The organism is Allobosea sp. GW821-FHT10B12, assembly GCF_059415545.1.
Genome location: NZ_JBWKNL010000005.1, coordinates 242,307 through 267,792, shown reverse-complemented (window position 1 = coordinate 267,792; position 25,486 = coordinate 242,307). Strand labels below are relative to the sequence as shown.

Genomic DNA, 25,486 nt, shown 5'->3' with positions numbered 1-25,486 from the left:
GTGGTGCGCGTGCGCAATAAAAAAGGGGCGGCATAGCCGCCCCTTTTTGCGTTCGTTCCCTTGGATCAGTGCCCGCCGAGGATGAAGCGGCGACCGTCCTGCTCGGCGAACTCGACCTGCTGCACGAAGGCGCCGCGGCTGGCCGAGACACGGCGGATGCGCGCTTCCTCCCGCGCCGGGCGGGAGAGGTCGCGGCCGACCATGCTCGGCGCCTTATCCAGACCGGAAAGGCCGAGCACGGTTGGGCCGATGTCGATGATTCCGGCTGGCTCCTGCGAGATCATGCCGGCGTCGGCATTGCCGCCGGAGACGATCAGCACGGTGTTGAGCTCATGCGGATTGATGCCGCCGTGCATGCCGCCGCCGAGCGGGACATCGCCCGGCGTCATCGCGCCGAGGCCGGGCAGGCCGTACTGGTCGGCCTCCAGCGACGATTTCAGGATGAACATCAGGTCCGGCTGGCGCCCGGCATGGCCGGCGCCGATCAGGTCGAGCGACAAGGTGCCGGCGATGTCGCCTTCCTCGCTGCTGCCGCGCGAGAAGACATGGCCGACCGTCGGCTGCTCCATCAGCCAGGCGGCGATACGCTCGAGCTGACTGCGGTCGTCGCCGCGCAGGCGGATCTCGCCGCTGATGCCGCCGGTCGCCAGGAAAGCTGCGCCGTCGACCGCCTTGGCATTGCTGAGATCGAAGCCGGCCTGGCGCGCCGCATCGAACAGCGGCTCGACCGCCCCGGTCGAAATCTGGCCATGGTCGGAGGCGGCGATCACTGCGATGCGCTCGCCATCGGGCTGGGCTTCGACCCAATCGAGGATGGCGCCGAAGGCACGATCCGCTTCCTGAAGGCCGGCCTTGGCCTCCGGCGAGCCGAGTCCGCGATAGTGGAAGGTCGTGTCGGGCTCGTTGAACCAGATCAGGGCGACATCGGGTTTCAGCGTCGGTAGCACGTGCTCGACCATCACCCGGCCGCCATAGGCGACCTCGCCGAGGCGCGGCAGTTCGCGCTCCGGCAGCGGCCCAATCCTGGCGATCGCTTCCTCGACCGCTTCCGGCGTCTGCGTCGCCTCGGCGCCGTGCATGGAGAAGGTCCAGTGCCCGTTGGCGCGGGCGCGCGGATTGATGAAATGCGCTGAACCGGCTGAGCCGGTATGGACGACGGCGAGCCTTTTGCCCGCCCGCGCCAGCACGTCGCCGAAGGTGTCGACCGCGACCAGCCGCCCGCCATGATGTGCCTCGGCCCGGCGGATCAGGGCGGCGTCGCTGGTGTCGAAGATGCGCTCAGGGATGGCGTCGCCGAGATAGAAGGCGTTGCCGACGATGCCGTGCACGCCGGGTGGTGCGCCGGTGGCGATCGCGCTGGTCGCGACGCGGGTCACCGAGGGGAAAACACTGCGCGCCTGCCGGAACCAGGTGCCGCGCGCTGCCAGCCGCAGGATGTTGGGCGTCAGCTCCGGCGTGACCAGATCGGGCCTCAGCCCGTCGAAGACCGCAACGATGACGCGCGTGGCTGGGGAACGATCGTCTTGAGTCATGTCGGTGTCCGGTCGGTCGGTGGGATCAGGCGGCAGCTGCCCTGGCGTCGGCAGTCACCGGTACCAGATGGCAGGCGGCCAGTCGTCCATCGCTGGCGAGGCGCAGCGCCGGTGCCTCCTCGCGGCAGCGGGCGATGGCGCGCGTGCAGCGCGGATGGAACGCGCAGCCCTGTGGCCGGTCGACCGGATTGGGCGGGTCGCCGCGCAGGACGATACGCTCGCGCGTGCGGCGCTGGAGCGTCGGCACCGCCGATACCAGCGCCTCGGTATAGGGATGGGCCGGCGCGTGGAACAGCGCCTCGGGCGGGCCCTGCTCGACGATCCTGCCGAGATACATCACCGCGACCTCGTCGGCGATCTGCCGGACGACCTTCAGATCATGGCTGATGAAGAGATAGGCCATGCCGAAGCGCGCCTGCAGATCCTGCAGCAGGTTGATGACCTGGGCGGCGACGGAGACGTCGAGCGCCGAGATCGGCTCGTCGCAGACCAGCAGGTCGGGACCGAGGATCAGCGCGCGGGCGAGCACGACACGTTGGCGCTGCCCGCCGGAGAGCTCGTGCGGATAGCGTTCGAACAGGTCCGGGCGCAAGCCGACCGCGTCGAACAGCTGGAGCGCCTTCTGCCGCCGCGCCTCGGTGCCGGCTTCGAGGCCATGGATGACGAGCGGCTCGACGATCTGCTCCCCAACCGGGAGCCGCCGGTCGAGCGCCGCGAGCGGGTCCTGATGCACCAGCTGCATCCGACGGCGCAGCGCCCGCCACTGTCGGTCGCGGATCGCACTGACCTCTTCGCCAGCGAACGCGATCCGCCCGCGCGTCGCTGGCAGCAAGCCGAGCACGAGCCGCGCGGTGGTCGACTTGCCGCAGCCGGACTCGCCGACCAGACCGAGCGTCTTGCCGGCGGCGAGACTGAAGCTCACGCCGTCGACCGCATGGAGCAGCCGTTTCTGCCCGGTGCCCGTCGCGACCGGGTAGTGCCGCGCAAGGTCGCTGACATGCAGGAGCGGAGTCATGCGAAGGCCCCGGCAGGAGCGGCCTCCTGGGCGACCTGCGCCGTCGTGGTCTCCGCGAGGCGCAGGCAGGCGGCGCGCTGGTCCTGCGCTGCCAGGACCAGCGCAGGCGTCTGCTCATGGCAAGCCTCGATCACGAGCGGGCAGCGCGGCGCGAAGGCGCAGCCGGGAGGCATCCGATCGGGTGCTGGGACGGTGCCGGCGATCGGTGTCAGCCGGCGGCGCGGCCCATCGAGGCTCGGCAGCGCGGCGAGCAGGCCGCGCGTATAGGGATGACGCGGTCGACTCAGCAGATCTCGCGTTGCGGCAGTCTCGACGATGCGGCCGGCATACATCACCGCGACGCGGTCGCAGAGATCGGCGATGACGCCGATATCGTGCGAGATCAGCACCAGCCCCATGCCGCTCTCGCGGCGGATGTCGCGGATCAGGTCGAGGATCTGCGCCTGGATCGTCGCGTCGAGCGCTGTGGTCGGTTCGTCGGCGATCAGCACTTCGGGCTCGCCGGCGAGCGCCAGTGCGATCATCACACGTTGGTTCATGCCGCCGGAGAATTCGTGCGGATACTGCCGCAGCCGCCGTGGCGCATCGGCGATGCCGACGCGATCAAGCAGGCGCAGCGCCTCGCGATGGGCGGCGTCACCGCGCAGCCCGCGGTGCAGCCGCAGCACTTCGGCGAGTTGGGTGCCAATGCGCTGCACTGGGTTCAGGGCGCTGGAAGGGTCCTGGAAGACGAGTGCGATACGGCCGCCGCGGACATGCGCAAGCTCGCGCCCGGACAATTGCATGATGTCGCGTCCGTCGAGCAGCACCTCTCCGCTGGTTGTCACGCCCTGTCCAAGAAGGCGCAACGCTGCGAGCCAGGTGATGCTTTTGCCGCATCCCGACTCGCCGACGATGCCGAGCGCCTCGCCGCGAGCGACGGAGAGCTCGATCCCACGGACCACCGGCACGCCTTCTCGAACGGAGACGGTAAAATCCTGCAGGCGGAGTAAAGGTTCTCCGGCACCCGCAGCAGCGAATGCCGAGACCAATTCGGCAGGCCGCTCCCGCGTTAGAACTGACGATGACAGCATGGCGGCTGGCATACTGCCGGTCTCATGACCGCCATGTGACGGCGCCCTCAGGGATTCATCGTGGACCAATACCGCAGCATTGCCAGCTAGCGCCAGAAGCCGACGTTCCGGAGGCAATGGGTGAGTTGATTGAGTTTAGGTTCCCGACCTCAGACGGCCACCTCGGGGAAGCCAATCTTGCCGCTAGCCTCGAGCCAGACCAGAAATTGAGGTGCTGCCGCGTAAGCGGGGATCCGTGTGAAGCCCGGCGGTCAACCGGCCCCATTGCGACAGCGGGATAGGGACCCGGAGCTTTGAAGGACTACCAAGTTATCTTCAGACCGACCCGCCCGTCATAGGCGTGGGATCGACCGTCGGTTCCGATCGAGTAACCTGCCGAGGCGTAAAGGGTGGTATTTCGCGAAAACTGTGCATCCACCCCTGCCTTGAGCTCGACCCAGGAGCCGCCGAGATCGGAGCTAAAAGTGACGGGCCCTGCGTCGGATGAGAACGAGGTTTTCGGGTTGCCAAGGAACTCGTTCCAGAGGCTTGCCTTGAGCCAGGCCGTCATCATGCGCGGGGCAGGCGCGTTGCCATCCAGCGCCCAGCTTCGCGCCAGCCGGGCACCGACGCGCCCGGCAAGCGAGTCGACATCGGAGAAGCGGACCAGCGCGGCCCCGTCATGTCCGGAGCCGTTGATCAGCGTCTGATAGATCAGTTGCGCCTGCGGCTCGATGATCCAGCCATTGCCGAGTGCAATCGGATAGCCACCCTCCAACGATGCGGCGAAGCCGAACCCGTCGCGGTTGAGCTTAATCGAGCGCTTGGAGTCAGCCTCGGCGTCGAACCACGTTCCCTGAACCACGCCATCGAGGTACCAGCCTGACGGGCCGAAGTGCGTCCAGTAAGCCCCAAGCGAATAGCCGTCGATGGTATTCGTGCCCGCTCGGAGGCCATTATAATGCGTGACATCCCCTCGAATGCGTCCGACGGCTCCATAGACGCCCGCGTGATCGCGCGACCCGTCTGAGTTCCACCCCCTGTAAAGATCGATGCCGGCTTGAAGGGCAAAGATCTCGTAATCGAAGTTGGGGCCGTTCCGGAAAATGCCGCCTGGGCCACCGTCATGATTGCCGTGAGTGCCGATGATCCGGCCCCAGCCGAGCGACGCATGCGAACGACTGGCAGAAGCGGAATCTGGCGCAATCTGCACGCGGGTCGCGCAGCGCTCACGGCGTTCAGCGGGACATGGGATGGCGCGCTCCTCTGCGAGCGGGGTGAGCTCAGTCGGACGCAACTCGCCGATCCGTTCGTGCAGGCTGTCGATGATGGTCCGTCCGTAAAGCAACCCCATGGCGGGAAGGGCAGAGTAAAGGGAGACCTCCCGACGATAGTTTGGAAGTGGTGAAGGACCAGGCGTCGGATTGGGCGGGGACGGACCAGGCGTCGGATCGGGCGTCGGTTCGGCCGTGGAGCGCAGATACCAATCGTTTGGTGCTGTGCCATCGAAGCTACCGCGATAGAGCAGGTATTCATACGGCCCTGCAACCACTGGACGGCCGAGTTGGAACGCGTTGGCCGTCGTGCCACCGTTCGCTTCCACTATCCGTATCCCATCGCCGACCGTTATTGCGCCGAGCCCGCCGACATTGTTGACCAGAATGCTCGCCGTGCCTGTCGTAGCGCTGCCTCCGAGATTGAGCACTAGGAGGTCGGTGTTCTGCACGCTGGCGTCGTTCAGGAAGGTGTTAAAACTGACGCTGCCGCCCAGCGAGAGCGCACTTGTATCGATCGTGAAGACGCTTCGTGTTCCCTGTTGCCGACCGGCAATGGAGAGATCGCCGGCCAAGTTGACCGCATCCGCCCGAAGGAATGCGGTCGCGCCGCCCTGAAGCATCGTCCCGGGCAGCGTGGAGAACGTCGTAGGCGCGGCGCCGCCAACGTCGGATGCCAAAACACCATAGGTCGCGCCGTTGGCGATCTCGAATGTTCCGCCGGCAAGAGTCGTTTGTCCGTAGAGCTTCGACCATCGATCTGCCGGAGCTACCATTCGGCTGCCGTCGAAGCTGACGAGGCCTGCTCCGGTCTTCGACACGGCGAGCAAACCGTTCACCGCATTGCTTTCGACCGGATCGAAGAACAGGATCGATCGCCCGGCAGCTGCGTCGAATGTTGCTACGGCGTTGCCCGGCTCGTTGTTGAAATAGATCGCGTTCGGGCCGCCACCCTGGAGGTTCCCGGAGAAAGTGATGTCACCGCCCGCTGCCGCCAGGTTCACGTTGCTACCCGCATAGACGGCACCGCCAAGCGTGCCTGCCGTATTCGACAGGAAATTGGTGGGGCCGGCCGAGACGACGTTGAATGCCCCGACGGCGAGGGCTGCGCCACCCTGGCCCGTTGTGGCGGTATTGCCGATCACGTCAAGCGAGCCTGACGTCGGTGCGAGCGTGATGCTGCCGAGCGAGTAGAATGCGCCGCCATGGACCTGCGCCGAGTTTCCGGAAATCAGGACGGAGCCGTAGTTGCCAGCGAGATCGATGGCCGTGCCCGCGTAGGCAGCTCCGCCACGCGAGGTTGTCGATGAGTTTCCGGAGATGACGAGGCTACCGACATTGCTGGACGTATCCCCGATTGCGATGCGCCCGAGCGCATGCAGCGCTCCGCCGTTTTGTGTAGCGACGTTCGAGGTGATGGCGATATTCCCGTAGTTGCCGCTGATCGCGATTCCCCCAGGGCTGTTGCCATAGATTGCGCCACCGTGCCGTCCGGCCTGGTTCAAAGTGATGGTTAGGTTATTGGTACTTCCCGCCGGGTTGCCGTTCGAGATAACAATCGGACCGTTGGCGACGAAGGCACCTCCGTTCACTCCGGCCTGGTTCCCGATTATCGTAATGTCGCCAACGCTAGCGGGAACAATGCTGATGCCCGCTCCGGGAGCAAGCGCACCACCGCTGCCGGTGACCACGTTCCCGGACACGAGCATGCTGCCGATCGTGGTGGGGGAATTCGCCCCGAAGGATATTAGCCCGGGCGCGTTCATGGCGCCCCCGCTGTCGGCGGTGTTCCCGGTTATGACGATCGACCCATAGGTCCCATCGAAGGAGATGGTGCCACCGCTGCCGATAGCACCCGCGCGCGTACTGGTATTGTTGCGGATCGCAAGCGTCCCAACTGTGGCGTTTACGATAATGCTGCCCGGCGTGGACGCTGCTAAGCCGCCGCCGAAAGGTCCCTCTGCTGTATTTCCGTCGATCAGGATGCTGCCGTAGCTGCCCCTGATGATGATGCCATCCGCGCCTGCACGAAGGCCTCCGCCGGTGCTCAGGCCATTGTTGTTGGTGATGGCCAGAGCGCCGCTGGTTTGAGTATCGAGTATGATACCCGTACTGGCAAAAATTGCCGGTCCGGTGTTTCCGTCGATGATGATGTTGGTGAAGCTGCCGCTGAACGAGAGCGTTCCGGCGGTTTCCGCGCCGCCGAACCGCGAGGAGGTATTGTTCAAGAAGCGCAGCTCGGCATTGTTACCGACGATGCTTGTTGACCCCGTTGAGTGGATGGCACCAGCATCGGTCGTTGCTTCGTTACCGCTAAAGGTGACGGTTCCCGTCAGATTGAGGGTCGAATTGGCGCCCAGCCGGAGTGCGCCGCCGATAGCGTCAGCTCCAATACCTCCCGCACGCCCACCTGTCAGGGTAACATTCGAAAGGTTCAGAACTGAATTGGCAGGTGTCGAGAAGCGCCCGAAGTGGGAAGCCCCGTCGTTCAACGTGATGAGACTTCCGCCGGCCGCGCCGATGATCGAGAAATTCTGAGGCAAAGCCTTCGTGACGAGGGGCGTGGTCAGGTTCGAAAGATAAGCATCGCCTGTCAGCGTCCAAATCCCGCCATTTGGCGCGGCAACCGGATTTAGATTATCTCCGTTCCCGATTGACTGAGCTTCGGCTGGAGCTGTTAGCGAGCACGACACGACAGCAACAATGGTCGCCTTCAACACGGTGCAATTGAGCGCGCTTTTCCGCCAAGCTTTCCGACAGTCCCGTGCCATGAGCAGCTCCGGCAGAGGCCAACTGGCCGATTCCGGCGACCCTTATTAAATGCAACTTGGCCGCGAGTTGGCCGGCTTGTCTAGCCAGAAACGCCTGTTGCCCGGAGCTGTCGCGGCCATACTTAAGATTTGGTGGATGGCTCCCGGCGGGCTTCTTTCCGTCGGCCTCAATGCTTGCACACGGTCCGAGAGAGAAACTGCGCGGCCCGTTTCCGAGTGCCGCGCGACGGTGCCAAATTGCACCACCAGGGAGCAGACGTTCCCAATTTCGGGAAAGGGCCAGATCCGCGACAAAAACTCGGCCACTGCGGTTGTCACCGGGAACCGCAGTAGCGCGAGACCGAGGCGAGAAACGGACTTCGGGCGCGCCCAAATATTCTCAACGGCCACGAAACTGAGAACGTCCCGGCGCCTTCAAAGCACGGAAATACCGGCCATTTCTGGCGATTCTGCGCTGAGGGCTGAAGCTGACAGACTAAATGGCGGACAGGGCGGGACTGGCCCAAATCCGCCCTTAGCTATGCAAAATCAATCACTTAGAAGCCGCTGATTTTGATCGCGTGTACCACTCCTGTGGCCCACCGTCGAGCCCGCTGGGCGCTTCCTACCGGGCGCTCTCCCCGCGGTATTTTCGGCAATCGGCGAGCATGGCCTCGGTGGTGAAGAAGCCGGTCAAGCTCGTGTTCTCGGGCAGGATCTCGCGCATGAGCTCGTCGAATTCACCATCGGTGTTGTAGGCCAGCGTGGCTTGGCCGAGGCGCAGTTGAATGAGCTTGGCGTTCAGAACCTGGTCGAGTTGCTTGTAGGCCATGGGCGAGCGATCGAAATAGAGCTCGATGCCGAGGGAAACGCCCGGCAGCGTGAACGGGCCTTGGCCGTCGAGGCTGAACTGGCCGTCGATCTTGTTGTGCAGCGACGGATAGGGCGCGCCCTGCGCGATCATGTCCTTCAGGAAGAAGTCGAGATGGGTGGATGTGCGCCGGCTCTTGGGGCAGACGAAACTCATCTGCTGGATCAGCGTCGTCGCGTCCCTGTTCACCGAATAGCGGACGTAGGATTTCAGATCCGGCCGTATGTGCGCTTTGGTGGTGATCCAGAACGTGGTGACCGTAGCCGCGATCTCGCCGTTTTGGGGGGCAGGCTGCACTTGGGCGATCGCGCTGCTGCTGACAATGGAGCAAGTCAGGGCAGCGGCGAGAAGGATAGCGGTTCTGCTCATCGGACACCTGGTGGCGGGAAACGGTAGGATTTGGCGGGGCGCACGGCTGATCGCTCAGCGCATGTTCTTGAAGAAGATCGCCAGCATGCCGCCGACCTCTTCGCCCGTACGTGGATTGCCGGCGAAATTGCCTTCGACGAAGACCAGCCGCTTCTCGTCGGGATAGTGGTCGACGTAAAAATCCCAGGCCGGCTTGCCCGGCGCCTGACAGCTTAGCGTCGAGGGGCCAGAGCGTGGTCCCCCCGCATTGTCGAGAGCGCAGGACCAGTTCTGCATCTTCGCGAACTCGTAGAAGATCCGGAACGGACCAAGATCGCGCTGCTCGCCCTGGATGGTGACCTCCATGGTCGTGCTCGGCGGGAAGTCCATCGGGCTCCATTTGATCCGCGGCACCTGGGCAACGGCGGCGGTGGCCACCATGCAGGCGGCGATGATAAGGGGCAGGCGCATGGTCGAGCCTCGCGTTTGGCTGAAGAGATGCGGGTTGCTGGCGCGGGGCTCGCTCAGTCGTAGAGCACGGCGAAGATGTCGCTGAACGCCTTTCCCTTCCAAGCATTGCTGTTCATGCTGGCCAGGCTGAAGCTGCGTCCATCCGGATTGACGGTCCACTGGATCTCGACCGGCTCGCCCACCGGCCAATAGGCATCCTCGGCCCAGGTCTGGACCACGTCGCGCATCAGCGTGAAGGTCGCCCGGATCGCATCGCAGGCCGCCAGGGTCGTCTGCTGCGCGCAGCCATGCTTGTCCGCGATCGGCTGAAGCCGGTTGCGGGCCTTCAGATGCTCGATCGCGGTCTGGTAGTAGGGCAGCAGCGTGTCGTAGCTGCCATAGCGCGCATTGATGTCGTTTTCGGTCGCGGCCTCGTTGACCGGCCGCATGAGCTGCTCGATCGCGTTCGCGTGCAGGCTCGCATTGATCCGGCCGGTGAACTTCACCACCGTCGCTCCCTTGTCGGAGGTGAAGGGCTGCCACTCGGCATCGTCGAAGCTGGCGGCCAGGGCCTTGCCGATGGTCGTGCTGGAATAGCCGGTCATGTAGCCGTCGCGGACTAGCGCGACCGAGCCGCCGCCCCAGCTCGGCAGATTGAGATGCGGCACGCCCGCCGCGGCGATGACGAGGGCGAACGCCACGATCGGCGCGACGAGATTGACGCCGCCGGTCTGCCTGGCCTTCGCCAGCGCGACGGCCTGGTCCGGTTCCTGGCGCAGGGCTTCCCAGCGCTTGCGGACAACGTCGAGATACCAGGCGTTGCCGTAAAGCGCGAACACGACGCCCAGGCCGAAGGTGGCGAAGAGGAAGGCGCGGGCAACCGAAGTCGGCACGCTGTCCGGGAGCAGCACATAAGCGAGCTGGACGGCGAGCACGATGCCGCCGAGCACATACATGCGACGATACAGGAGCCAGCCATAAGGCAGGAACAGCGCCGGCCAGTTCCATGAACTGGTCGTCGCGATCTTGGCCGGATCGCCGCCGGCCTTCGCCAGGATCGTCCGCCACTTCGCGAGATAGTGGTCCTGCTTCTTGCCGATCAACGCTTTGGTCAGCTCGCTGTCGAAGAAGTCGCTCGGCTCGGAAGCCGGCCGACCGGGATTGGGCGGGAGGGCCGGCGGCTCCTTGTTCGGCAACGGCGGCGGCTTGATCGGCTGAGGCGGGGCAAACTCTGTATCGCCGAGCCGCTTCCATTCGCTGCCGAAGGCTGCCGTCCAGACCAGATTGGTGAGGCTGATCGCCCCGCTCGACACCATCGTCTTGAGCTCGTCGGCACTGACCGGCCCGCCGCGCTCGCCATTTTTCTCGAAATACCAGTCGCTCACGCCAGCTCGCCTTCGTCGCCGAATTCCATGCAGCGAAGGCGAGCAAAGACAGACCAATCGCGTTCGAGTCGCGATCGTCCTGGCTACTGTCTGCGAACTCCCCCGCTTCCTCGGTGCAATTCACGCGAACACGCAGTTTCTTTCGTGCGCTACCGAATTGTGTTGAACATATTCGATGGTTTACGGCACGGCAAGTTGCTGGCTTCGCGCTCATGGATGCGCGGACGCGAGTGGCATGGAATCTGCGACGGATCAGGGTTGAGCGAGGCCTCTCGCAGGAGAACCTGGCCGTCGACGCCAACGTGGATCGCAGCTACATCAGCGGCATGGAACGGCAGGAGTTCAATCCGACCGTAGACCTCCTCGACCGGCTTGCCGCAGCGCTCGATGTTGACGTTAGCCATCTCCTCCATGCGCCAGAGGCTGGAGAGGAACCACCAAAACCGATGAAAAGTGGACGACGCGCGAAGTGATTTGCGGCCACCGGAATTGAATGCCGGCGCACGGTTCCGCTGGTAGCGAGCAGGCTTGAGCCCCCGGCGGATCGCCATCAAGCTCCTACTAAGTTAGTGGCGATTCGCTGCAGCGAATTGTCTCAAGAGACATAAATAGCCGCGGCTTTGCGCATAGCTTGACGCGAGAAAGACGGGTCATGTTCGAACTGCCTGAGAATTTATTCGATGCTCAGAGGTATCTTAATGCGCATGCCTCTCAGCATTTAGATTCCTTGGGGTCGTTGTTCACGGCTTACGATTTTCGATCGTGTGTCGCTGCAGCTGGAGGGCTTCTGACAGTCCCTGCGTTGCAAGCAAACACCGTTCGACTCGAAGCGATCTGTCACCTCGCCGTGGCAAACGCCGCCGGCAGAAAGAAGCCGGTAAAACAGGATGCTTCACGCTGGTTCAAGCAGGTAGGAAATGCGGTCTCTCTTCTCGAAGACCCGGCCGAAGATGTATTTGCAACTCGCGTTTGGTTGGACGGCAAGAACTACCGCGTGCTTGAAGGTCTGGCCGAGGCCAATGGTCATTACCTCCAGCATTTACTGAATGTGTTGATGACTATGCCGAAACGAGGGCCGTATCTCAGCCTTCGCGAGGTTTGTCGGTGCTTGCTCGCCATATCGGATACCGTTTGCGAGCGAGCAGAGATCGAAGCCTACACGAAAGGGGAAGAATTCGGGCAAAACGATCTCGATCTCACCGCGTTGCCTACGCTCAAAACGTTGGCGCGGCGCGTAACCTTCGAGAGTGAAGAGCTGGCCATACTTTGTGGCACCTCCCACCTACATCTGCTTGAACGCTTTGTAACGCGGCTGAGCGAACGACAGGTCGGCTATGGCGGATCGGGTGACCGTTTCCTCGAAGCCAAGCCGTTGGTCCAGTCTGGCGAAGAGCTCATCGTTGCGCTCCCCTCGGCTGTTGGCCTCGCAATTCGACGGGCCATCATTGCCTCATGTATCGAGGCAGGTGGCCTGATACCGTTGCGCACTTTACTACTCCAGTCACAGACCGATCAAATCTCCGTCAATCCTCTAATACATGAACTGCCTCTATTGCCTACGCAAATAGACATGTCATCGTGCGTAATACCCTCAGATCCCGTTGAAATCGGGCCGGGATATTGGGTTCACTTGGTATTGGTTTGCGATGACTTTAAAGACTTCGAAGTAACAGGATTCGACCGACCTGGCCCGAGCGGCACGACCATATCCAACCAGCTTGAGATAGAGATTAAGAACACGGCCGAACGATGTGCAAGTGCGTCAGGATTTAAAGCGGGCCTGAGCTTGGTCGTCTTATGTGGTTTCGGTCGAGCGCAAATGATTGAGCTCAGCGCCCCCAAAAATTGGACTACTGAAGGGCTAACGTCATATGACCTTGAAGTACTTGGGTGGCGCAGTGACATTAACATAAAAGAGCTTCTAAAATTCCTTTTTGCTGAGCAAGACGCCGCAGCTAAGGGGTTTCCGCTAGCTGCGATTAATGGCTTGCTGGCAAGGTTGAGTTTTGCCGTCCAGAATCGTGGCCACGTCATTCCTCACGAGGCGCTACCGGAAGGTGCGCACGACGCAATGCTCATGATCCCGACGAATGCACATCTGGATATAAGAGCACAGCACCACAAGAAATTTGATTTGCGAGTAGTCAATACGCCGACACAGGACGCAATCATTGTACGAAAAAAGGATGGCGGTAGTAGGTCTAGCCAGAGAGATCAGCGCATTTACGTATCCGAATCAGATGCTGTTCGTGGTCGTTTTCGCGCCGTCTGGATCGGAGAAAAGCAAGAATGGTGGATCGAGACCGTTGGTAAAACCAAGGATGTAGCGAATCTCTACCCTATTTTTGAGATGCAGTCGGTTTGGTGGGAGCGAATTGCGCCAACTCTGCTTAGCTCGATCGCCGAGCTGCCAGAAAAGCTGACTTGGAGATTAGTCGCGGGGAATTGGCCCGTCCAACGGACTCAAGACATTGACCCTCCCTCCAGAGCAGAAATTGCCGCTTCGATCAGGACCCGAATCGATGTCGAAAACGTAACGATAGAGAGTGAGATTTCGGATGGCTTTTTTCTCGGATTATCCCATGCTGATAACGTATCAGAGGCCGAGCTGGTTCGATCTTTCGTATCTGCCGCTTTGAATTTATTTAAGAGCGAAGTACCTAATCTTGAAGAGTTGATTAGCGAAATAGTGCCATCGCCATCGGCTCGCCAACTTCATGCGTTTGCCCCTCAAGGGTTTCGAGACCACGTTCGAAGTGCTGTGGGCAGACGTTTTGCAAGGATTAGCGCAATCGATGATGGCGCCGTTCGGCTGGGGCTCGGTTGGCATGGCGTCCCTCGACCTGGCGGTGTCGTCCGTGGACGTGAAAACTGCACCAAGGCATTGAATGCCATAACGACTGCCGCGGAGAATGCGTTTTGCGCCGACTTGTCGCGGTTCGAGCGTCGACAACTCGTAGAACGAGTTGTCCGAAACCATGAGGCCGCACTTATAGACAAAAATGAGTGGGAAAGGACGGCGACAGCGATTTTAAGCTTATCTGGAAATCCAGAGGCTTCACGAGAGGATATATTTGAGAGAATCGCAAAGGCAAACGGAATTTCCTTGGCCAGTAGGATAATTATTGAAGCAGCTCTTTGCGAGAGTCCTCTTGGATCAGGAATTCAAGCTGCGGATATCGATCTTTCGCGCCTTATGGCGCAGGCCATGATCATTCACTATCTCGGTGGGTACTCGGATGCGATCCACTATGAAGGCATGAAGCCAGAAATCCGAATATCGCCGGCTGGCGAGGTCCAGATTGATACCGATTTCTTTGAATCGATCGTAACACCCATCGGAAAGTCGTTTGCGTCGAGCCAAATTGAAAAAAATCGACGCGATTATGCGGACCTACTTCGTCAACCTAATATCGTGTCTGATGGAGAGATCCACAAAATTGATCCCGCCTTCTTATCCGCGTGGAAGGCAGAAATGGGTGTGCCATTCGATGAGTTCCGGACCGCTGTCGAAGCATTGGAGGACCGCCTCTTCCAGGCGGAGAAGGCTTGGGAAATTCTTCCCCGTAGCGATCTTGTTACTTATCTAAGTGCGCGTATAATCTGCGCTGAGGAATTTGTTTCGGCGCTTGAACTGGCGCCACGAGCCAAATGGAAAAGCGTGGCTCCTCCATTTACCGATCAGGATCGGCAGCCGTGGCGCTTTCGCCGACGCCTGTCTGTCGCTCGCCGCCCAATTTTGAGACTGGACGCGGCGATCGAATCTGAGGTGCTAGTTGCCCCCGGAATGCTCCGAGATGCCTTCCTTGTTCTCTTCCATGGTTTTTACTATGGAAACTTTGATATCGGCACGCTCGCTTCAAAGGAAATGAAGAGATGGAGAGAGCATATTGTCGCAAAAGAAGCTGATGAATTTGAGGATGTCGTCGTTGAACAATTTAAAGGGTTGGGTTGGTCTGCGAAGCGGGGGGTAAAATTCCAGCAGATCCTTGGCGGGTTAAGCGAGGACCCCGGCGACATTGATGTTCTCGCTTGGAATGACGATGGCCGGGTCTTCTTACTCGAATGCAAAGACCTTCAGTTCGCCAAAACCCCAAGCGAGATCGCAAAGCAACTATCAAAATTTCGAGGCGAATCGGACGAAAAAGGACGGCTTGATCTATTAGGAAAACATCTAAAGCGAGTTGAGCTGGCCAAGGCAAATATACCTGCTTTCAAAAAATATCTTAGCTTACCGGATGCGCTGATTGACGGTGCCTTGGTCTTTTCGAACACGGTTCCGATGAACTTTGCAGCAGAACGGATAGGCCATGCTGTAAAACTTTTGACATTTGACCGGCTGGCCGATTTTTTCGGCCACTCGTGAGTTGATCGCATGCGCCGCTGTAATCCTTACGCTTCCAGAGCTGCAGTTTTGGCAGCGTAAGGACGCGGGATGTGGAAAGCCCATCGAGGAAGCAGCGCTTGATAGATTTCTCAAGGGGCTATCATCCACGAGCTTGCCCTACGATACATGCCGAATCCCTTCCCAAGCCGGCATCACCCGGCCGGCGCTGAGCCGCGGTCGTAGATGCACACGGTGACCGAGAACGGTCAGTCTCGTTTCGCACGCAGGACGGCCTCACGAAACATCGTGCCGAAGCAGCAGTTTGAGGCGAGCGAACGCACCGTCCCAGCATGCGAAATTTCCCCGAACGTCATCCCGCCAAGCTATCGGAGTGGCGGAGAGTCCTGCATGAAGCTCGCTAGCTGGGCAGCAAGATCGTTTCTGTGCGTCTCGCAATCCCAGAGGATCAGCACATCCCAGCCTCTGTCTGCCAGTTCTCGCTGCTGGCGCTCGTCTCTCGCTTGATTGCTAGCGATCTTCGGCAGCCAATAATCCTGCCGCGACCTCGGGCGGCGGCTGCCTTCGCGACAATCATGCCCGTGCCAGAAGCAGCCATGAACGAAGATCGCCTTCTTGCGCCCTATGAATGCAATGTCAGGCCGTCCTGGTAGATCCTTGCGGTGCAGGCGATAGCCGCTAAACCCCATCGCTCGTAGCGCCATGCGCACGATCAGTTCTGGCTTCGTGTCCTTCGAACGGATAGCGCGCATGTTCGCGCTACGCCGGCTGGGAGAGAGCTTATCCATGAAACAATAAACGTATCGGGCAGGTTCTGAGACCGCTTATTGATCAGCCAAGTTGGTCAGCCAATGTTCCAAGCTTACGAGGCGTCCGCTATCGATGTGATCGAGCACCCGACGCCAAGAGATAATGGTATCTCCTCGCGTAGGCCGGAGCTTACCATATGTGGCTCGTACAGCATCGGTGTTAATGTGGACAACATGGTCAAACATCAAGCTGTTGCGGTGGAGGTTCTCGCAAGCACGCATGAGCCGCGCCGGATCAAACTCGTTTGTCACGAATACATATTGAAATTTCCGATTTTCTGACTCGGCATTGATATATTCATCATATTCAGTCGGGAACTGTTTCTCCCGGTCTGCGCGGACGCTCCATTTCGCAGTGACGAGGGTGCGCATCGTGGGCCGGATGATGGCTAAGTCGACCTTGTTCTCCTTGCCGCCTTGCCGCGCACGGTTGAAGCCGGGTATCTCGTAAAGGAGGCTCCTGGTCTGAACGGACGCCTTCTGCACTCCGCAGGCTCGGCGGACCACTTGCGCGAGAACGTCCTCGAAACCCTCGCCGACGAGGTTTTTGCGTTTGTTCTGCACAGCCAGGAATTGGCGCACCTTCTGGGTCACCGCGCGCCAGCGCTCTTCCGGCGGCTCTTGAGCAAGATAGGGCCCTAGTGAAGTCTTGATGATCGCCGCGAGCTCGGGATCGGCGCCTGGCTCGGGGAAGTCGCGATCGCGGTAGGGCTGGCGCTGCACCGCCGCGACCTCAACGAGACGCGCCTCCCGGCGGAGCATGGCATCCGCCAGATCGGAACAAGCCTTTATGAATAGCCAATCAATCTCGTGACCGAGCGCATCCGGCTTTACACCCAGCTCTGAACAGAGCCAATCATGGAAAGCCAATGAACGGGCATACCAGGGTTTTCCGGGCTGCGACTTGTCGCTCTCGTAGCAATGGGCGAGGCCGGTCGTTGGATCGGACCAGAGCAGCAAGCGGTATACGTGCTGCCACGCATCGGCAGGTGTAATGCTTCCGCCCGCCGTGGTGTCGAAGTATTGATCGATAAGCCGGTTGCGGTTGTCAGCGCCGAACGCACGCTCAACCGCTTCCTTTTCAGCTGTAGTACCGTTTTCTGGTTGGAGGACTTCCTCCTCGGCCATCCGATTATCCCGCCATCAAGCGAATCATTTCCTGATCGTTGTGGGCATTAAGCGCATACATGAGGCTCTGCGCCACATTTTTGGCGAGAAGCGGGGGAACCGCGTTTCCGACTTGACGATAACGGGAGTGCGCGGGACCGCCATCGTGACGCCCCTCAAGAGGTCCACGGCGCAGATCCGTCGTGAAGACGAAATGATCGGGGAACGACTGTAGGCGTGCTAGTTCGCGCACTGACAGCGCGCGCGGCACTGCATAGTGATAAACACAGTCAGCCTTAGTGTTGAGAGTCCATGCCCAGAGCGCCGGGTGGAGGCGCCGGTATGCATAGAAATGCTTCCTTGAAAGCTTGCCGGTGCCGTTGTCCTGGCCCCACCGCTGGCCAGTCAAATAACGGCCAAGAAGTTCTTTTTGGAGATCGCGGTGATTTCCACCCTGCGGAATGTCACGCAACCGCATTTCAGTATCTTTATTGATACGGGGGACTTGCAGATTGAACGCGCTCTTGCGCGACTGGGCGCGCATGAGCCGTTGATAGGCGCTAGTGGGCTCGGGCAACCCGCTCCAACTCAGTTCGTTCTCACGATTGCCGACAGGGAGATCGGCAAGGTCCGAAATCGCTTGAGCAGCAGTAACCGCAGTCAGATCTTCGCTGTCTTCCAAGGCTTCTGCGAGCCGCATGCTGAGCAGATTCTGCTGGATCACCAACTGATAGCGGGGTCGGCGTTCGCCGGTGAATCGGGCCAACACGAGAGAATCGGTAACACCTGAGCCCGCAAGCGTGGGGGCGCTTACTCCAGCGCTGCGCCGGACACCGAGAAAGAGCAAACGTTTGCGCGTCTGAGGCACACCAAAGTCCGCAGCATCCACGACTTGCGCGCGCACGTCATATTCACCGTCAAGCGAGAGGTCGGCGAGAATCTGCTCCCGAACCCCCATCTGGTCCATGCCGGTCACGTTCTCCATGACGAAAGCTGGTGGCTGAGCCATCCGCAGCGTGTCCACGAACTCGCGATAGAGGGAATTGCGCGGATCATCGATCATACGCGCGTGGTTGCGCACCTGGGAGAACGCTTGGCAAGGCGGGCCTCCTACGAGCACCGCCGCTTGGCGAGCCACATCGAGAATCTGCTCCTTGATGGCTCCGTCGCGAATGTCGCCCAAAATTGTCCGAGCTTCAGGGAAATTGTAGGCAAAAGTAGCCAGAGCGTCGGGATCATTGTCGCTGCCAGCCAAGACAGTGAAGCCGGCTTGCCGGAACCCCTCGGAAAGGCCGCCCGCTCCGCTGAACAAGTCGACTACGGTTAGGCCGCGGGCGAAACCTGCCCGCAGCAGCGCCCCGCGGCCAGCCTCTGCATCGTCTGGTCCCCTGCCGTCCATTTGCCAGCCCTCGCTCCGCATAGCGTTGTATGTTCCTATTATGTTCTTAAAGATTCGCCAATCCCTAGAGGACGATCACCAAACGCCGCAAAACCGCAAGGGAAGCCCGCTCTCGAAAGGAAATTGCACGTGGAGTAAGGGATTTAGGCAATGAGCCAGGGCAGTCCCGGAGCGTTCCGCCCAGCCATTGTCCCTACTCTTCCAGAACCGCAATTGTGGAAGCGCAGGGATGTGGTTTTGGAAGATCGGTCTGGAAAGTTCAGCTCGATGAGCCGCTTATAGGTATGGTTTAATACCGGCCGATCCAGGCGCCCTGTCGAGGATCTTTTCGGGCCGATTTCTCTCATCCGGCTGGCGCCGAGCCCCGATCGTAGAGATAGGCCGTGACGGGAAACGACCAGTCCCGTTCCGCCCGCAGGACAGCCTCACGAATGGTGGTGCCGTACTGCCAGACCACGGCGAAGTAGGCGCCACTGTTGGCCGTCTCGTCCCAATCGAAGAAGGGCTCGCAGCGGCGGCGCTGGTCGTCATGAACAGAGGGCTCGAACACCACATCGACGTGCGGATTGAGCCTGTCAGTGCGGTGGTCGACGATGTTGCCGAGCATGGCTCTCTGCCAGTGAATGGGCCTGATTGAATACGGGAACGGACCGATTTGGGAGCCACTCTAGTGCGGCTTGAAGAACGGCGCGCCGGTGGCTAATTCCCGTTCTGGTAAAGACAGATAGAGCGCCCCATGACCGACGAAACCGCCCAAGAGTCCTTTGAGAATTATGTTGAGCAGCACCACGAGGCATCGGCCTACAGAGATGTCGAGGAGGTCGAGGTCGAAAGTCTGGCGCAGGCCTGGAAGGTGGAGGCGCTAGCCCAGGGGTTCGAGCAGCAGCAGATCGACGATCTCGGTGATCTGGCCGCTCTCGCTCGCGGGAAGATGCACGCGATGAACCGGGAGGAGCTCGCTCGCGTGCAGTCGAGAAGCTAGCAGCACCGGTCAGGCGATGATCCGTGAGTGGGCGCGGGCGAGCGCCGCATAGGCCGAGAGCGGCTTGTCAGGGCGGAAATGCGCATCGCGCTCGACCGGCAGGTGAAGCCGGCCACGGAACCCTGCCAGTTCGGCGAGCGAGACATAGCCCAATTCGGGCTCGCCAACGCTGAGATCGCAAAGCCCGAAAGCGATATCGGGGTTGCTGGGATCGAGCTCGGAGAGGAGCCAGACCGCGTCTGCGTCGGCCATGAACAGCTTCACGACCGGGAGCGGGTCGAGCTCTTCGCCCGCGGCGCTGAGCCGGCCGTTGGCGAGCAGGCGCTCTCGTTCAGCCGAGGGGATGATGAAGGGCGCGCTCATGCGCGCCCTCCCGGCAGGAGCTTGAGCGGGCCGGCGGCCGTCACGGCGGCGGGTTCGCTGGCTGTCCCGATCGGGCCGTCGCCGGCCCAGAACAGGTTGAGTTCCCCGTCGACGAGTTGGAAGTCGCAATACCGGCGGTACAGCCTGGCCGCGTACTTCTCCTCGCCGGCCATGGCGAGGGCGACGATGGTGTCTTCCAGGGTGATGCTGGCGAAGCTGACCTGATCGTCCCCGGCCGGCCTGAGCTCGGCCTGATAGCCGGCGATGGCGCTCGCGACCAAGGTGTTGAGCCGCGGCGCGATGACGACGAACCGGCCCTCGTCATAGTCGCCGCGCATCAGCATCGTCTGCGCGAGCAAATGCTCGCGGAAGAGCTGTTGCGACGGGTTGGTACGCAGCGCCGGCTTCCGGGGTTCGACGAACAGGCCGGAGACCTCGGCGAGGTCGTCATAGCGCGGCCGGATCGCCAGGGCGGGTTCCTGGCAAGACTCGCTGTATTTCATCTCGATCGCCACGAAGCCTCTCGTCTCATCCGGTTTTTCGTAGCGGAGGAGCACGTCAAAGGCAGAATGATCGCCAGTCAGAACCGGATTGCCGCGGCCGGGCGAGTGCTCGAACAGAACGGCCTGGACTTGGGCACCAGCTAGATCGGGGAAAAGCTCGGCCAAGACGCGCGAGGCGAAGGCGAGGTCGAGCTTCAGCAGGCCGAAGACGTTGAAGGCGAGCGGCATCGAGCTCAGCAAGTTGCCGAAGAGCCGCGCCTCGTCGATCATCGCGGCTGGTTCGCGATAGGCGAGTTCGCGCCGCACCAGTGCGGCGATGGCCGGCGCCATGAAGTTCTCGCCGGACTTGGCGGCGGCATGGCTGATACGCGAGCCGAGTTTCTTGCGCTTGCCGTCGATGCGGTAGTGGCCGATCGGCAGCTCGCGGTCCTCGCGCCACATCGCCTGGAGCAGGCGCGCGGCCGAACGGAAGCGATGGTCCAGCGGCTCATGGACGTAGTGCTTGCGGAGGAGTTCCGCTGGCAGCAGCGGGACGAATGGGAGCGGATCGAGGTAGTCGGGCGCCAATGAGGCCTCCTCTGCGATGAGATGCAGAAGGGCTTCAATTTTGGTGCGTATGAATTCACACAGTTAGCACTCCAAGTGCTCAACTCGTAAATTACCAATAGGAATTAGCAATTAGAAACTCGGCAGATAAAATTGTAAACTATTGATTTATTTATGAAATAAAACTCCCTTTGAAACCGGGACCTAGCCGCGAACCGCTGCGTTTCAACTTCCGTGTACGGCACATGTCCGTAGTTTTCACATGAGGAGAATGCGCAATGAGTAATAATCCCCTCGACCATTCAACGGACCCGTTCACGTCCCTCGCGAAGGACGCGAACAACTGCAAGGCGTCGAAGCCTCGCGGCAAGAAGTCCAAGCCGACGAACGCGCTGCGGCCCGAGCCGCTGCCGCCCATCGTGATGCCGAGTCTGTTCGACACCATCGGCATCGAGATCTGATCCGGTGGAATCGGTCACCTACCGCACCTTACTGAAGACCGGCGCCGTTCTGGTGCCGGCGCTCCCCTCCAAGTTTGGACATTCCCATGGATGATGACGTTAAATGGCTACTGGACAACGGGTGGAAGGCGGTCCCGTTCGACTTCGTTGCCGAACCTGCCGCGCCGCAGCCTAAACCAGTCGATGATATTGCTCGCTCCATCTTCCCCCATATCGACCGGATCAAGGCCAACAACTGGGACTTTATGAACCTGCCGCCGTTGCCATCGAAGCCGTTCACCGGCGAGATCGTGCCCGGCAATCCGTTTCATAAGTCGCTTCGCCGATGAAGGAGCGCCATCCGGTCCTGACCGGGCCGGTTGTCGTTGAACTCTACGACAGGCTGTCATTCCTGATGTGGCAGTACGGCGTGGTCCCAACCGCTCATATGGTCATCGCCTGGGAGCGGTACGGCGTTCAAGATCACGCCAAGGCGTCCCGCTTGCTGACCTTGTTCAACCACGAGGTCGGCAAGTGGCTCAAGGTCGGCGCCGAAGCAGGCCGGCCGAAGTTGCGCGTCATGAAGCGCGCCCGAGTTGCGAGTTCGCGACACTTCTACATCTATGTTCACGAAAATGGCCGGCGGCAGGGCTTCCACACCCACGAACTGGCCTTCATCCCGCCCGAGAAGGCGGCCGCGTTCCGGGAATGGGCGCCGCGGTGCCTGGCCCGGCTGGCGGGGCAGGTCTCGGTCGATCCCGAAGCGTTCTTCGTGAAAGTCGACAAGAGCAGCAAGGAAATCGATCGGGTGGCTCGGTGCTGGGGGTGGTTCCGCTACATCACGAAGAGCTTGGCTGAAGGGCAGCTTCTGCAACTCGGCGATGGTCAGTTGGTCGACGCGCGTGCGGTCTTCAAATGCGAACCCTTCGTGCTGAAGCCGCCGGTCCACTGCGCGCAGCTCGCCTCGGGGTCGCACAACATCGGGATGAAGGCCCAGAGAGCGGCGCGCTTTCGCTCCCGCTTCCTGGATGATGGCCAACTGGACTATCTTTATGATGGCTCCGAGCTCGGCGCGTATCGCCGCACGATCGAGACGGCGGAGCTCGATACGGGGTTCATGACCTTGATGAACTCTCTCGACACCTGACGACGAAGACGCTGGCCGGCGGCGATGTCCCGGCCGGCGCCCATTCGCGGAACGCGGCCGCCTTCTCGGGCGGGATGAAGGCCAGTTCGTGGGTGTGGAAGCCCTGCCGCCGGCCGCTGACGCGATGAAGCCCGTGTCCGGAATGACGGTTATGAAGGCGCCGGCCGGCGGTCGCGGCTGTGGTCTCGATGAATGGATGGCGGAGGTTTCCGGGAAGCTTGCCCTTGGCCCGAGGGACCGTAGGCAGGAGTGATCGGGGAAGGTTGGCTGTCGGGGCTGGGAGTGCGTGGGAAGGGAGAGTGTGGGTGGAGTGGTTGTGCCGGTGGCTGCTCTGCCGGCAGTGGCTGTCCTGAGAGTGTGGTTGGGCAGTGCAGTGCACTGCCGGAGGCAGGCAGAGGGAGTGCTTACGGATTTGTAGGGGGTGTAAAGGTAAATAGTACCGAGCGCAGCCGCTTCACAGCTCGCCGCGTGGGGATTGCGCGCCAGTCCCCGAGCGTTCGTTTAGCTAACGCAACAATCGGTGAGGTCCGGCTCTCGGCCTATGAGGGATAGCCCAACGCTAGCCTTTGGCTTTGGTCGATTGGGGGCGGCACCTCCGCTGCGGCACCACATAAAGTAGCAGTGGCATCTCCTATCAAAATCTTGATTGCAGCCGGCTTGTGCTGCAACCTTGGGATAGTAGGGGGGTGCTAACGTGGCCGGAAAAACGAACAAGTTGACAATCTACCTTATCAAGTCCGAGTACTCTGAATTTGTGGACATCGTCGAAGAAGGCACCGCGAGCGTTGAGGTGCCGGGTGTTGGCACATTTTACCTGGAACGTTCGCATCCACATCCACCGAGTTGGATCTCGAGTTTTTTTAAGGCGACAATAGATGAGGCATTAGCGCGCTTCAGCTTGCTGACGGCAAGCGCGAAGGGACTGCTTCTGACGCGCCTGCCTGACGGCGACGGCTTCCAGATATTTGCCTTAGCCTTTGGTCATGGGCGGCATCTGTTGAAGGATGATGTGATCGAAGAGCGTTTTGGGCTCAAGATTGTTCTGAACAGCGTCGCCAAGGACAGCCTCCGAAGCATCGACAAGGTTACGCTTGGCTCCGTCCCTAAACAGAGTCGAGAGCAAATCAGCCGGGAAAGCCCGGCCGGGAGCTTCGGCATCGATGTGGAGCAAGACCTTATCAGCGCGGTCACGGGAAGATCGCGGCTTGAGGCATTCGGGCGCACGATCTCCGGAAAGGACGCATTTGCTACTTCGACAAAAATCGATGTCGAGAATGTCGGCGGCTTCCTCGCGACCTGCCTGCAGCAGTTCCGTAGCGAGGACTACAAGGCGGATTTCGACTGGATCGATCAAATCGCCGAGGTGCGATCCGTCAGAAAGCAAAACGAGCTGAACGACGCTATTATCGCGAGGATCGCGGCGGGGGAGTACGATCACATATGGATGGTCCCCCCGGAGATCGTCGACTGGGCGGACGCCGTGGGCTTCCGTTATGGCCGCCGGAAGCGCGCAGACTTGGTTCCTGACATCGATGTGGCTGGGCTTGTCGCCGAAGCCGACGGCGAGCCCATCACGCTGGAATGGCTGAAGAAGACCAGCATCTATCTCATTTCAGCCCGCACCGATGACGTCCTACACGGATGGCCTGCCTTTCGTTGCCTGTATGCTGAGGTCGAGCTGGACGGGCGAACATACGTCCTCAATGGCGGCAAATGGTATGCGGTTGCTGCGGATTTTGCCCAGCAGGTGAAAGATGCCTTTGCAAATGTGCCCGATGCGGAGCTTGAATGCCCCAGCTATGAGCACGCCGATGAGGGCGAGTACAACGAGGCTCTATCGGCCTCTCTCCAGAACTCATGCTGTCTGGACGCGGACGTGATCCAGTACGGCGGCGGGCGGAGTTCGATCGAGTTCTGCGATGTTCTGACGGCCGAGAAGAAACTTCTCCATGTGAAGCGCTACAGCGGCTCGGCTCAGCTCAGTCACCTGTTTTCCCAAGGCGCGGTCTCAGGCGAACTTTTTGTGCAGGACTCTGCCTTTCGAGCGAAATTGAACGAGAAGCTACAAGATCCCCATAAGCTAGCTGATCCGCGTGTTCGCCCTAATCCTCAGGACTACGAGATCGTATTCGCGATCATCAGCAAATCGCCTCGACCCCTCGATATCCCGTTCTTTAGCAAGGTCACGCTTCGTAATGCATGTCGACGGCTGGAGGGATATGGATACAAGGTGTCCAAGAAGAAAATAAATAATATCTAATACTTAATGGTTTTCTTGATTGTGCCAATTCAACTGGGGGAGTTATATGGTTCCTGGGATGAAAAAAGCTGGCCGAGTGACAGCCGAGACTGCTCGAAGGATCACCGGCATCAGTACGCCTATCTTCGGAATGCAATGGGCAGATCCCGGCCCTACCGAGCGTGAGCGGGTACGCAGTTTTTTGCTCGGCCTGGAGGATCGGCGGGCTCTCTACAATCCTATGCAATTGGAAGTGCGGGGAGATGTGGACCACTCTCTTCGCCAACTTCGACAGGATTGCACTGATGCCTTGAGAGCCCTCGGGGAGAACGCGTTTGCGGCATCTGCCGTCCGGGCCATTCGGGAAGCCTGCCGCCGTTTCCACGATGACGCACAGCTACAGTTTCGCCTTTACTACCACGGTGATGGTAGACTTGAGGGCGATGCAGGTTTTTTTGTCGCGCTTGGGGCGTTGCGCGCCACCGTAGGCTACCAGGTTGCCCTGCTTGCAGCTCACTATAGCATCGATATCGAGAGCGATCTTGCCTCGATCCTTCCTGAGCTTCCGGAGCAGAGCTAATGGCTATCACGGCTAAAGATGTTGAAGCGCTTCATCAGTATGCCAAAGGAGTTATGGATCGGGCTGAACATCACGCCGACCAGGTAAAAGGCATTGCTCTCGCGCTGCTGGGAGGCATCATATGGCGCGGCGAACCAGGTACAATCGAAGTCAGAACCTATGACGGCAAGCCCGCCAACATTCTCTGGGTCACCGTGGGCGGGCGCCGCTACGCCTTCGCCTATAATCACGCGACGGCAGCTATCGAAATTCGTGATCGGACGCAGTCTGGCCCTGCGCTGCATAGCTTTGACAACTCAACGCCCGTCACGCATGTCGAATCCATCTTTCGAGCGCTATAGGCGGTTGT

At 60.5% G+C, this 25,486-nt stretch carries 22 protein-coding genes; 9 read left to right on the top strand and 13 right to left on the bottom strand.

The genetic code is table 11. From position 1 onward, the window contains the following. Nucleotides 1-65: 65 nt before the first annotated feature. The 7 genes from AC07O0_RS18930 to AC07O0_RS18900 all read right to left on the bottom strand — a co-directional run bounded on the left by AC07O0_RS18930 (nt 66) and on the right by AC07O0_RS18900 (nt 10,677). Nucleotides 66-1,532 (bottom strand): alkaline phosphatase family protein, encoded by a 1,467-nt coding sequence (locus AC07O0_RS18930; protein WP_494625226.1) that lies wholly within the window; start codon nt 1,530-1,532, stop codon nt 66-68. A 25-nt stretch (nt 1,533-1,557) separates the two neighbouring features. Beyond that, on the bottom strand, nt 1,558-2,547 hold the full coding sequence (locus AC07O0_RS18925; protein ID WP_494625225.1) for an ABC transporter ATP-binding protein: 990 nt from the start codon (nt 2,545-2,547) through the stop codon (nt 1,558-1,560). Beyond that, nucleotides 2,544-3,497 carry an ABC transporter ATP-binding protein gene (locus AC07O0_RS18920; protein WP_494625224.1) on the bottom strand — a complete coding sequence of 318 codons (954 nt, stop codon included), beginning with the start codon at nt 3,495-3,497 and terminating at the stop codon, nt 2,544-2,546. The genes AC07O0_RS18925 and AC07O0_RS18920 overlap by 4 nt, the downstream gene beginning before the upstream one ends. A 424-nt stretch (nt 3,498-3,921) precedes the next feature. Further along, the gene (locus AC07O0_RS18915) at nt 3,922-7,644 is read right to left on the bottom strand and encodes an autotransporter outer membrane beta-barrel domain-containing protein (protein WP_494625223.1); all 3,723 of its coding nucleotides are present in this window, start codon (nt 7,642-7,644) and stop codon (nt 3,922-3,924) included. Nucleotides 7,645-8,248: 604 nt separating this feature from the next. Beyond that, on the bottom strand, nt 8,249-8,863 hold the full coding sequence (locus AC07O0_RS18910) for a hypothetical protein (protein WP_494625222.1): 615 nt from the start codon (nt 8,861-8,863) through the stop codon (nt 8,249-8,251). Between the two features lie 54 nt (nt 8,864-8,917). Further along, a complete protein-coding gene (locus AC07O0_RS18905; RefSeq protein ID WP_494625221.1) occupies nt 8,918-9,313 on the bottom strand; it encodes a hypothetical protein in 396 nt (131 codons plus the stop codon). 53 nt (nt 9,314-9,366) lie between these two features. Further along, the gene (locus tag AC07O0_RS18900; RefSeq protein ID WP_494625220.1) at nt 9,367-10,677 is read right to left on the bottom strand and encodes a GYF domain-containing protein; all 1,311 of its coding nucleotides are present in this window, start codon (nt 10,675-10,677) and stop codon (nt 9,367-9,369) included. Nucleotides 10,678-10,889: 212 nt separating this feature from the next. Between AC07O0_RS18900 and AC07O0_RS18895 the strand changes: the two genes are divergently transcribed. Together AC07O0_RS18895 and AC07O0_RS18890 are read left to right on the top strand one after the other, a co-directional pair. After that, entirely contained in the window at nt 10,890-11,150 is a 261-nt protein-coding gene (locus AC07O0_RS18895; RefSeq protein WP_494625219.1) for a helix-turn-helix domain-containing protein, read from the top strand. 179 nt (nt 11,151-11,329) lie between these two features. Further along, the gene (locus AC07O0_RS18890; RefSeq protein ID WP_494625218.1) at nt 11,330-15,043 is read left to right on the top strand and encodes an anti-phage protein Upx-like protein; all 3,714 of its coding nucleotides are present in this window, start codon (nt 11,330-11,332) and stop codon (nt 15,041-15,043) included. 344 nt (nt 15,044-15,387) lie between these two features. Here the strand turns inward: AC07O0_RS18890 and AC07O0_RS18885 are convergent, their stop codons facing one another. The 4 genes from AC07O0_RS18885 to AC07O0_RS18870 form a co-directional block, all read right to left on the bottom strand. Then, nucleotides 15,388-15,810 (bottom strand): very short patch repair endonuclease, encoded by a 423-nt coding sequence (locus AC07O0_RS18885; protein ID WP_494625217.1) that lies wholly within the window; start codon nt 15,808-15,810, stop codon nt 15,388-15,390. A 36-nt stretch (nt 15,811-15,846) separates the two neighbouring features. Continuing rightward, nucleotides 15,847-16,959, bottom strand: a complete 1,113-nt coding sequence (locus AC07O0_RS18880) for a hypothetical protein (RefSeq protein ID WP_494625216.1) — start codon at nt 16,957-16,959, stop codon at nt 15,847-15,849. A gap of 4 nt (nt 16,960-16,963) precedes the next feature. Further along, nucleotides 16,964-18,337: a DNA cytosine methyltransferase gene (locus AC07O0_RS18875; RefSeq protein ID WP_494625215.1), complete on the bottom strand. Its 1,374-nt coding sequence runs from the start codon at nt 18,335-18,337 to the stop codon at nt 16,964-16,966. Between the two features lie 343 nt (nt 18,338-18,680). Next, on the bottom strand, nt 18,681-18,944 hold the full coding sequence (locus AC07O0_RS18870) for a hypothetical protein (protein ID WP_494625214.1): 264 nt from the start codon (nt 18,942-18,944) through the stop codon (nt 18,681-18,683). A 129-nt stretch (nt 18,945-19,073) separates the two neighbouring features. Between AC07O0_RS18870 and AC07O0_RS18865 the strand changes: the two genes are divergently transcribed. After that, the gene (locus AC07O0_RS18865) at nt 19,074-19,319 is read left to right on the top strand and encodes a hypothetical protein (protein ID WP_494625213.1); all 246 of its coding nucleotides are present in this window, start codon (nt 19,074-19,076) and stop codon (nt 19,317-19,319) included. 9 nt (nt 19,320-19,328) lie between these two features. Here the strand turns inward: AC07O0_RS18865 and AC07O0_RS18860 are convergent, their stop codons facing one another. After that, nucleotides 19,329-19,682 carry a DUF2958 domain-containing protein gene (locus AC07O0_RS18860; RefSeq protein ID WP_494625212.1) on the bottom strand — a complete coding sequence of 118 codons (354 nt, stop codon included), beginning with the start codon at nt 19,680-19,682 and terminating at the stop codon, nt 19,329-19,331. Beyond that, complete coding sequence (locus AC07O0_RS18855) at nt 19,679-20,752, bottom strand: PGN_0703 family putative restriction endonuclease (protein ID WP_494625211.1); 1,074 nt, start codon at nt 20,750-20,752, stop codon at nt 19,679-19,681. Before AC07O0_RS18855 ends, AC07O0_RS18860 begins: the two co-directional genes overlap by 4 nt. A 257-nt stretch (nt 20,753-21,009) precedes the next feature. Between AC07O0_RS18855 and AC07O0_RS18850 the strand changes: the two genes are divergently transcribed. The 6 genes from AC07O0_RS18850 to AC07O0_RS18825 all read left to right on the top strand — a co-directional run bounded on the left by AC07O0_RS18850 (nt 21,010) and on the right by AC07O0_RS18825 (nt 25,478). Continuing rightward, nucleotides 21,010-21,192: a hypothetical protein gene (locus AC07O0_RS18850; RefSeq protein ID WP_494625210.1), complete on the top strand. Its 183-nt coding sequence runs from the start codon at nt 21,010-21,012 to the stop codon at nt 21,190-21,192. An 86-nt stretch (nt 21,193-21,278) separates the two neighbouring features. After that, nucleotides 21,279-21,521 (top strand): hypothetical protein, encoded by a 243-nt coding sequence (locus tag AC07O0_RS18845; protein ID WP_494625209.1) that lies wholly within the window; start codon nt 21,279-21,281, stop codon nt 21,519-21,521. Beyond that, entirely contained in the window at nt 21,518-22,318 is an 801-nt protein-coding gene (locus tag AC07O0_RS18840) for a hypothetical protein (protein ID WP_494625208.1), read from the top strand. The genes AC07O0_RS18845 and AC07O0_RS18840 overlap by 4 nt, the downstream gene beginning before the upstream one ends. 694 nt (nt 22,319-23,012) lie before the next feature. Then, nucleotides 23,013-24,578 carry a TIGR04141 family sporadically distributed protein gene (locus AC07O0_RS18835; RefSeq protein WP_494625207.1) on the top strand — a complete coding sequence of 522 codons (1,566 nt, stop codon included), beginning with the start codon at nt 23,013-23,015 and terminating at the stop codon, nt 24,576-24,578. A 58-nt stretch (nt 24,579-24,636) separates the two neighbouring features. Beyond that, a complete protein-coding gene (locus AC07O0_RS18830; protein ID WP_494625206.1) occupies nt 24,637-25,137 on the top strand; it encodes a DUF6650 family protein in 501 nt (166 codons plus the stop codon). Further along, the gene (locus AC07O0_RS18825) at nt 25,137-25,478 is read left to right on the top strand and encodes a hypothetical protein (protein ID WP_494625205.1); all 342 of its coding nucleotides are present in this window, start codon (nt 25,137-25,139) and stop codon (nt 25,476-25,478) included. Before AC07O0_RS18830 ends, AC07O0_RS18825 begins: the two co-directional genes overlap by 1 nt. The last annotated feature ends 8 nt before the right edge of the window (nt 25,479-25,486 follow it).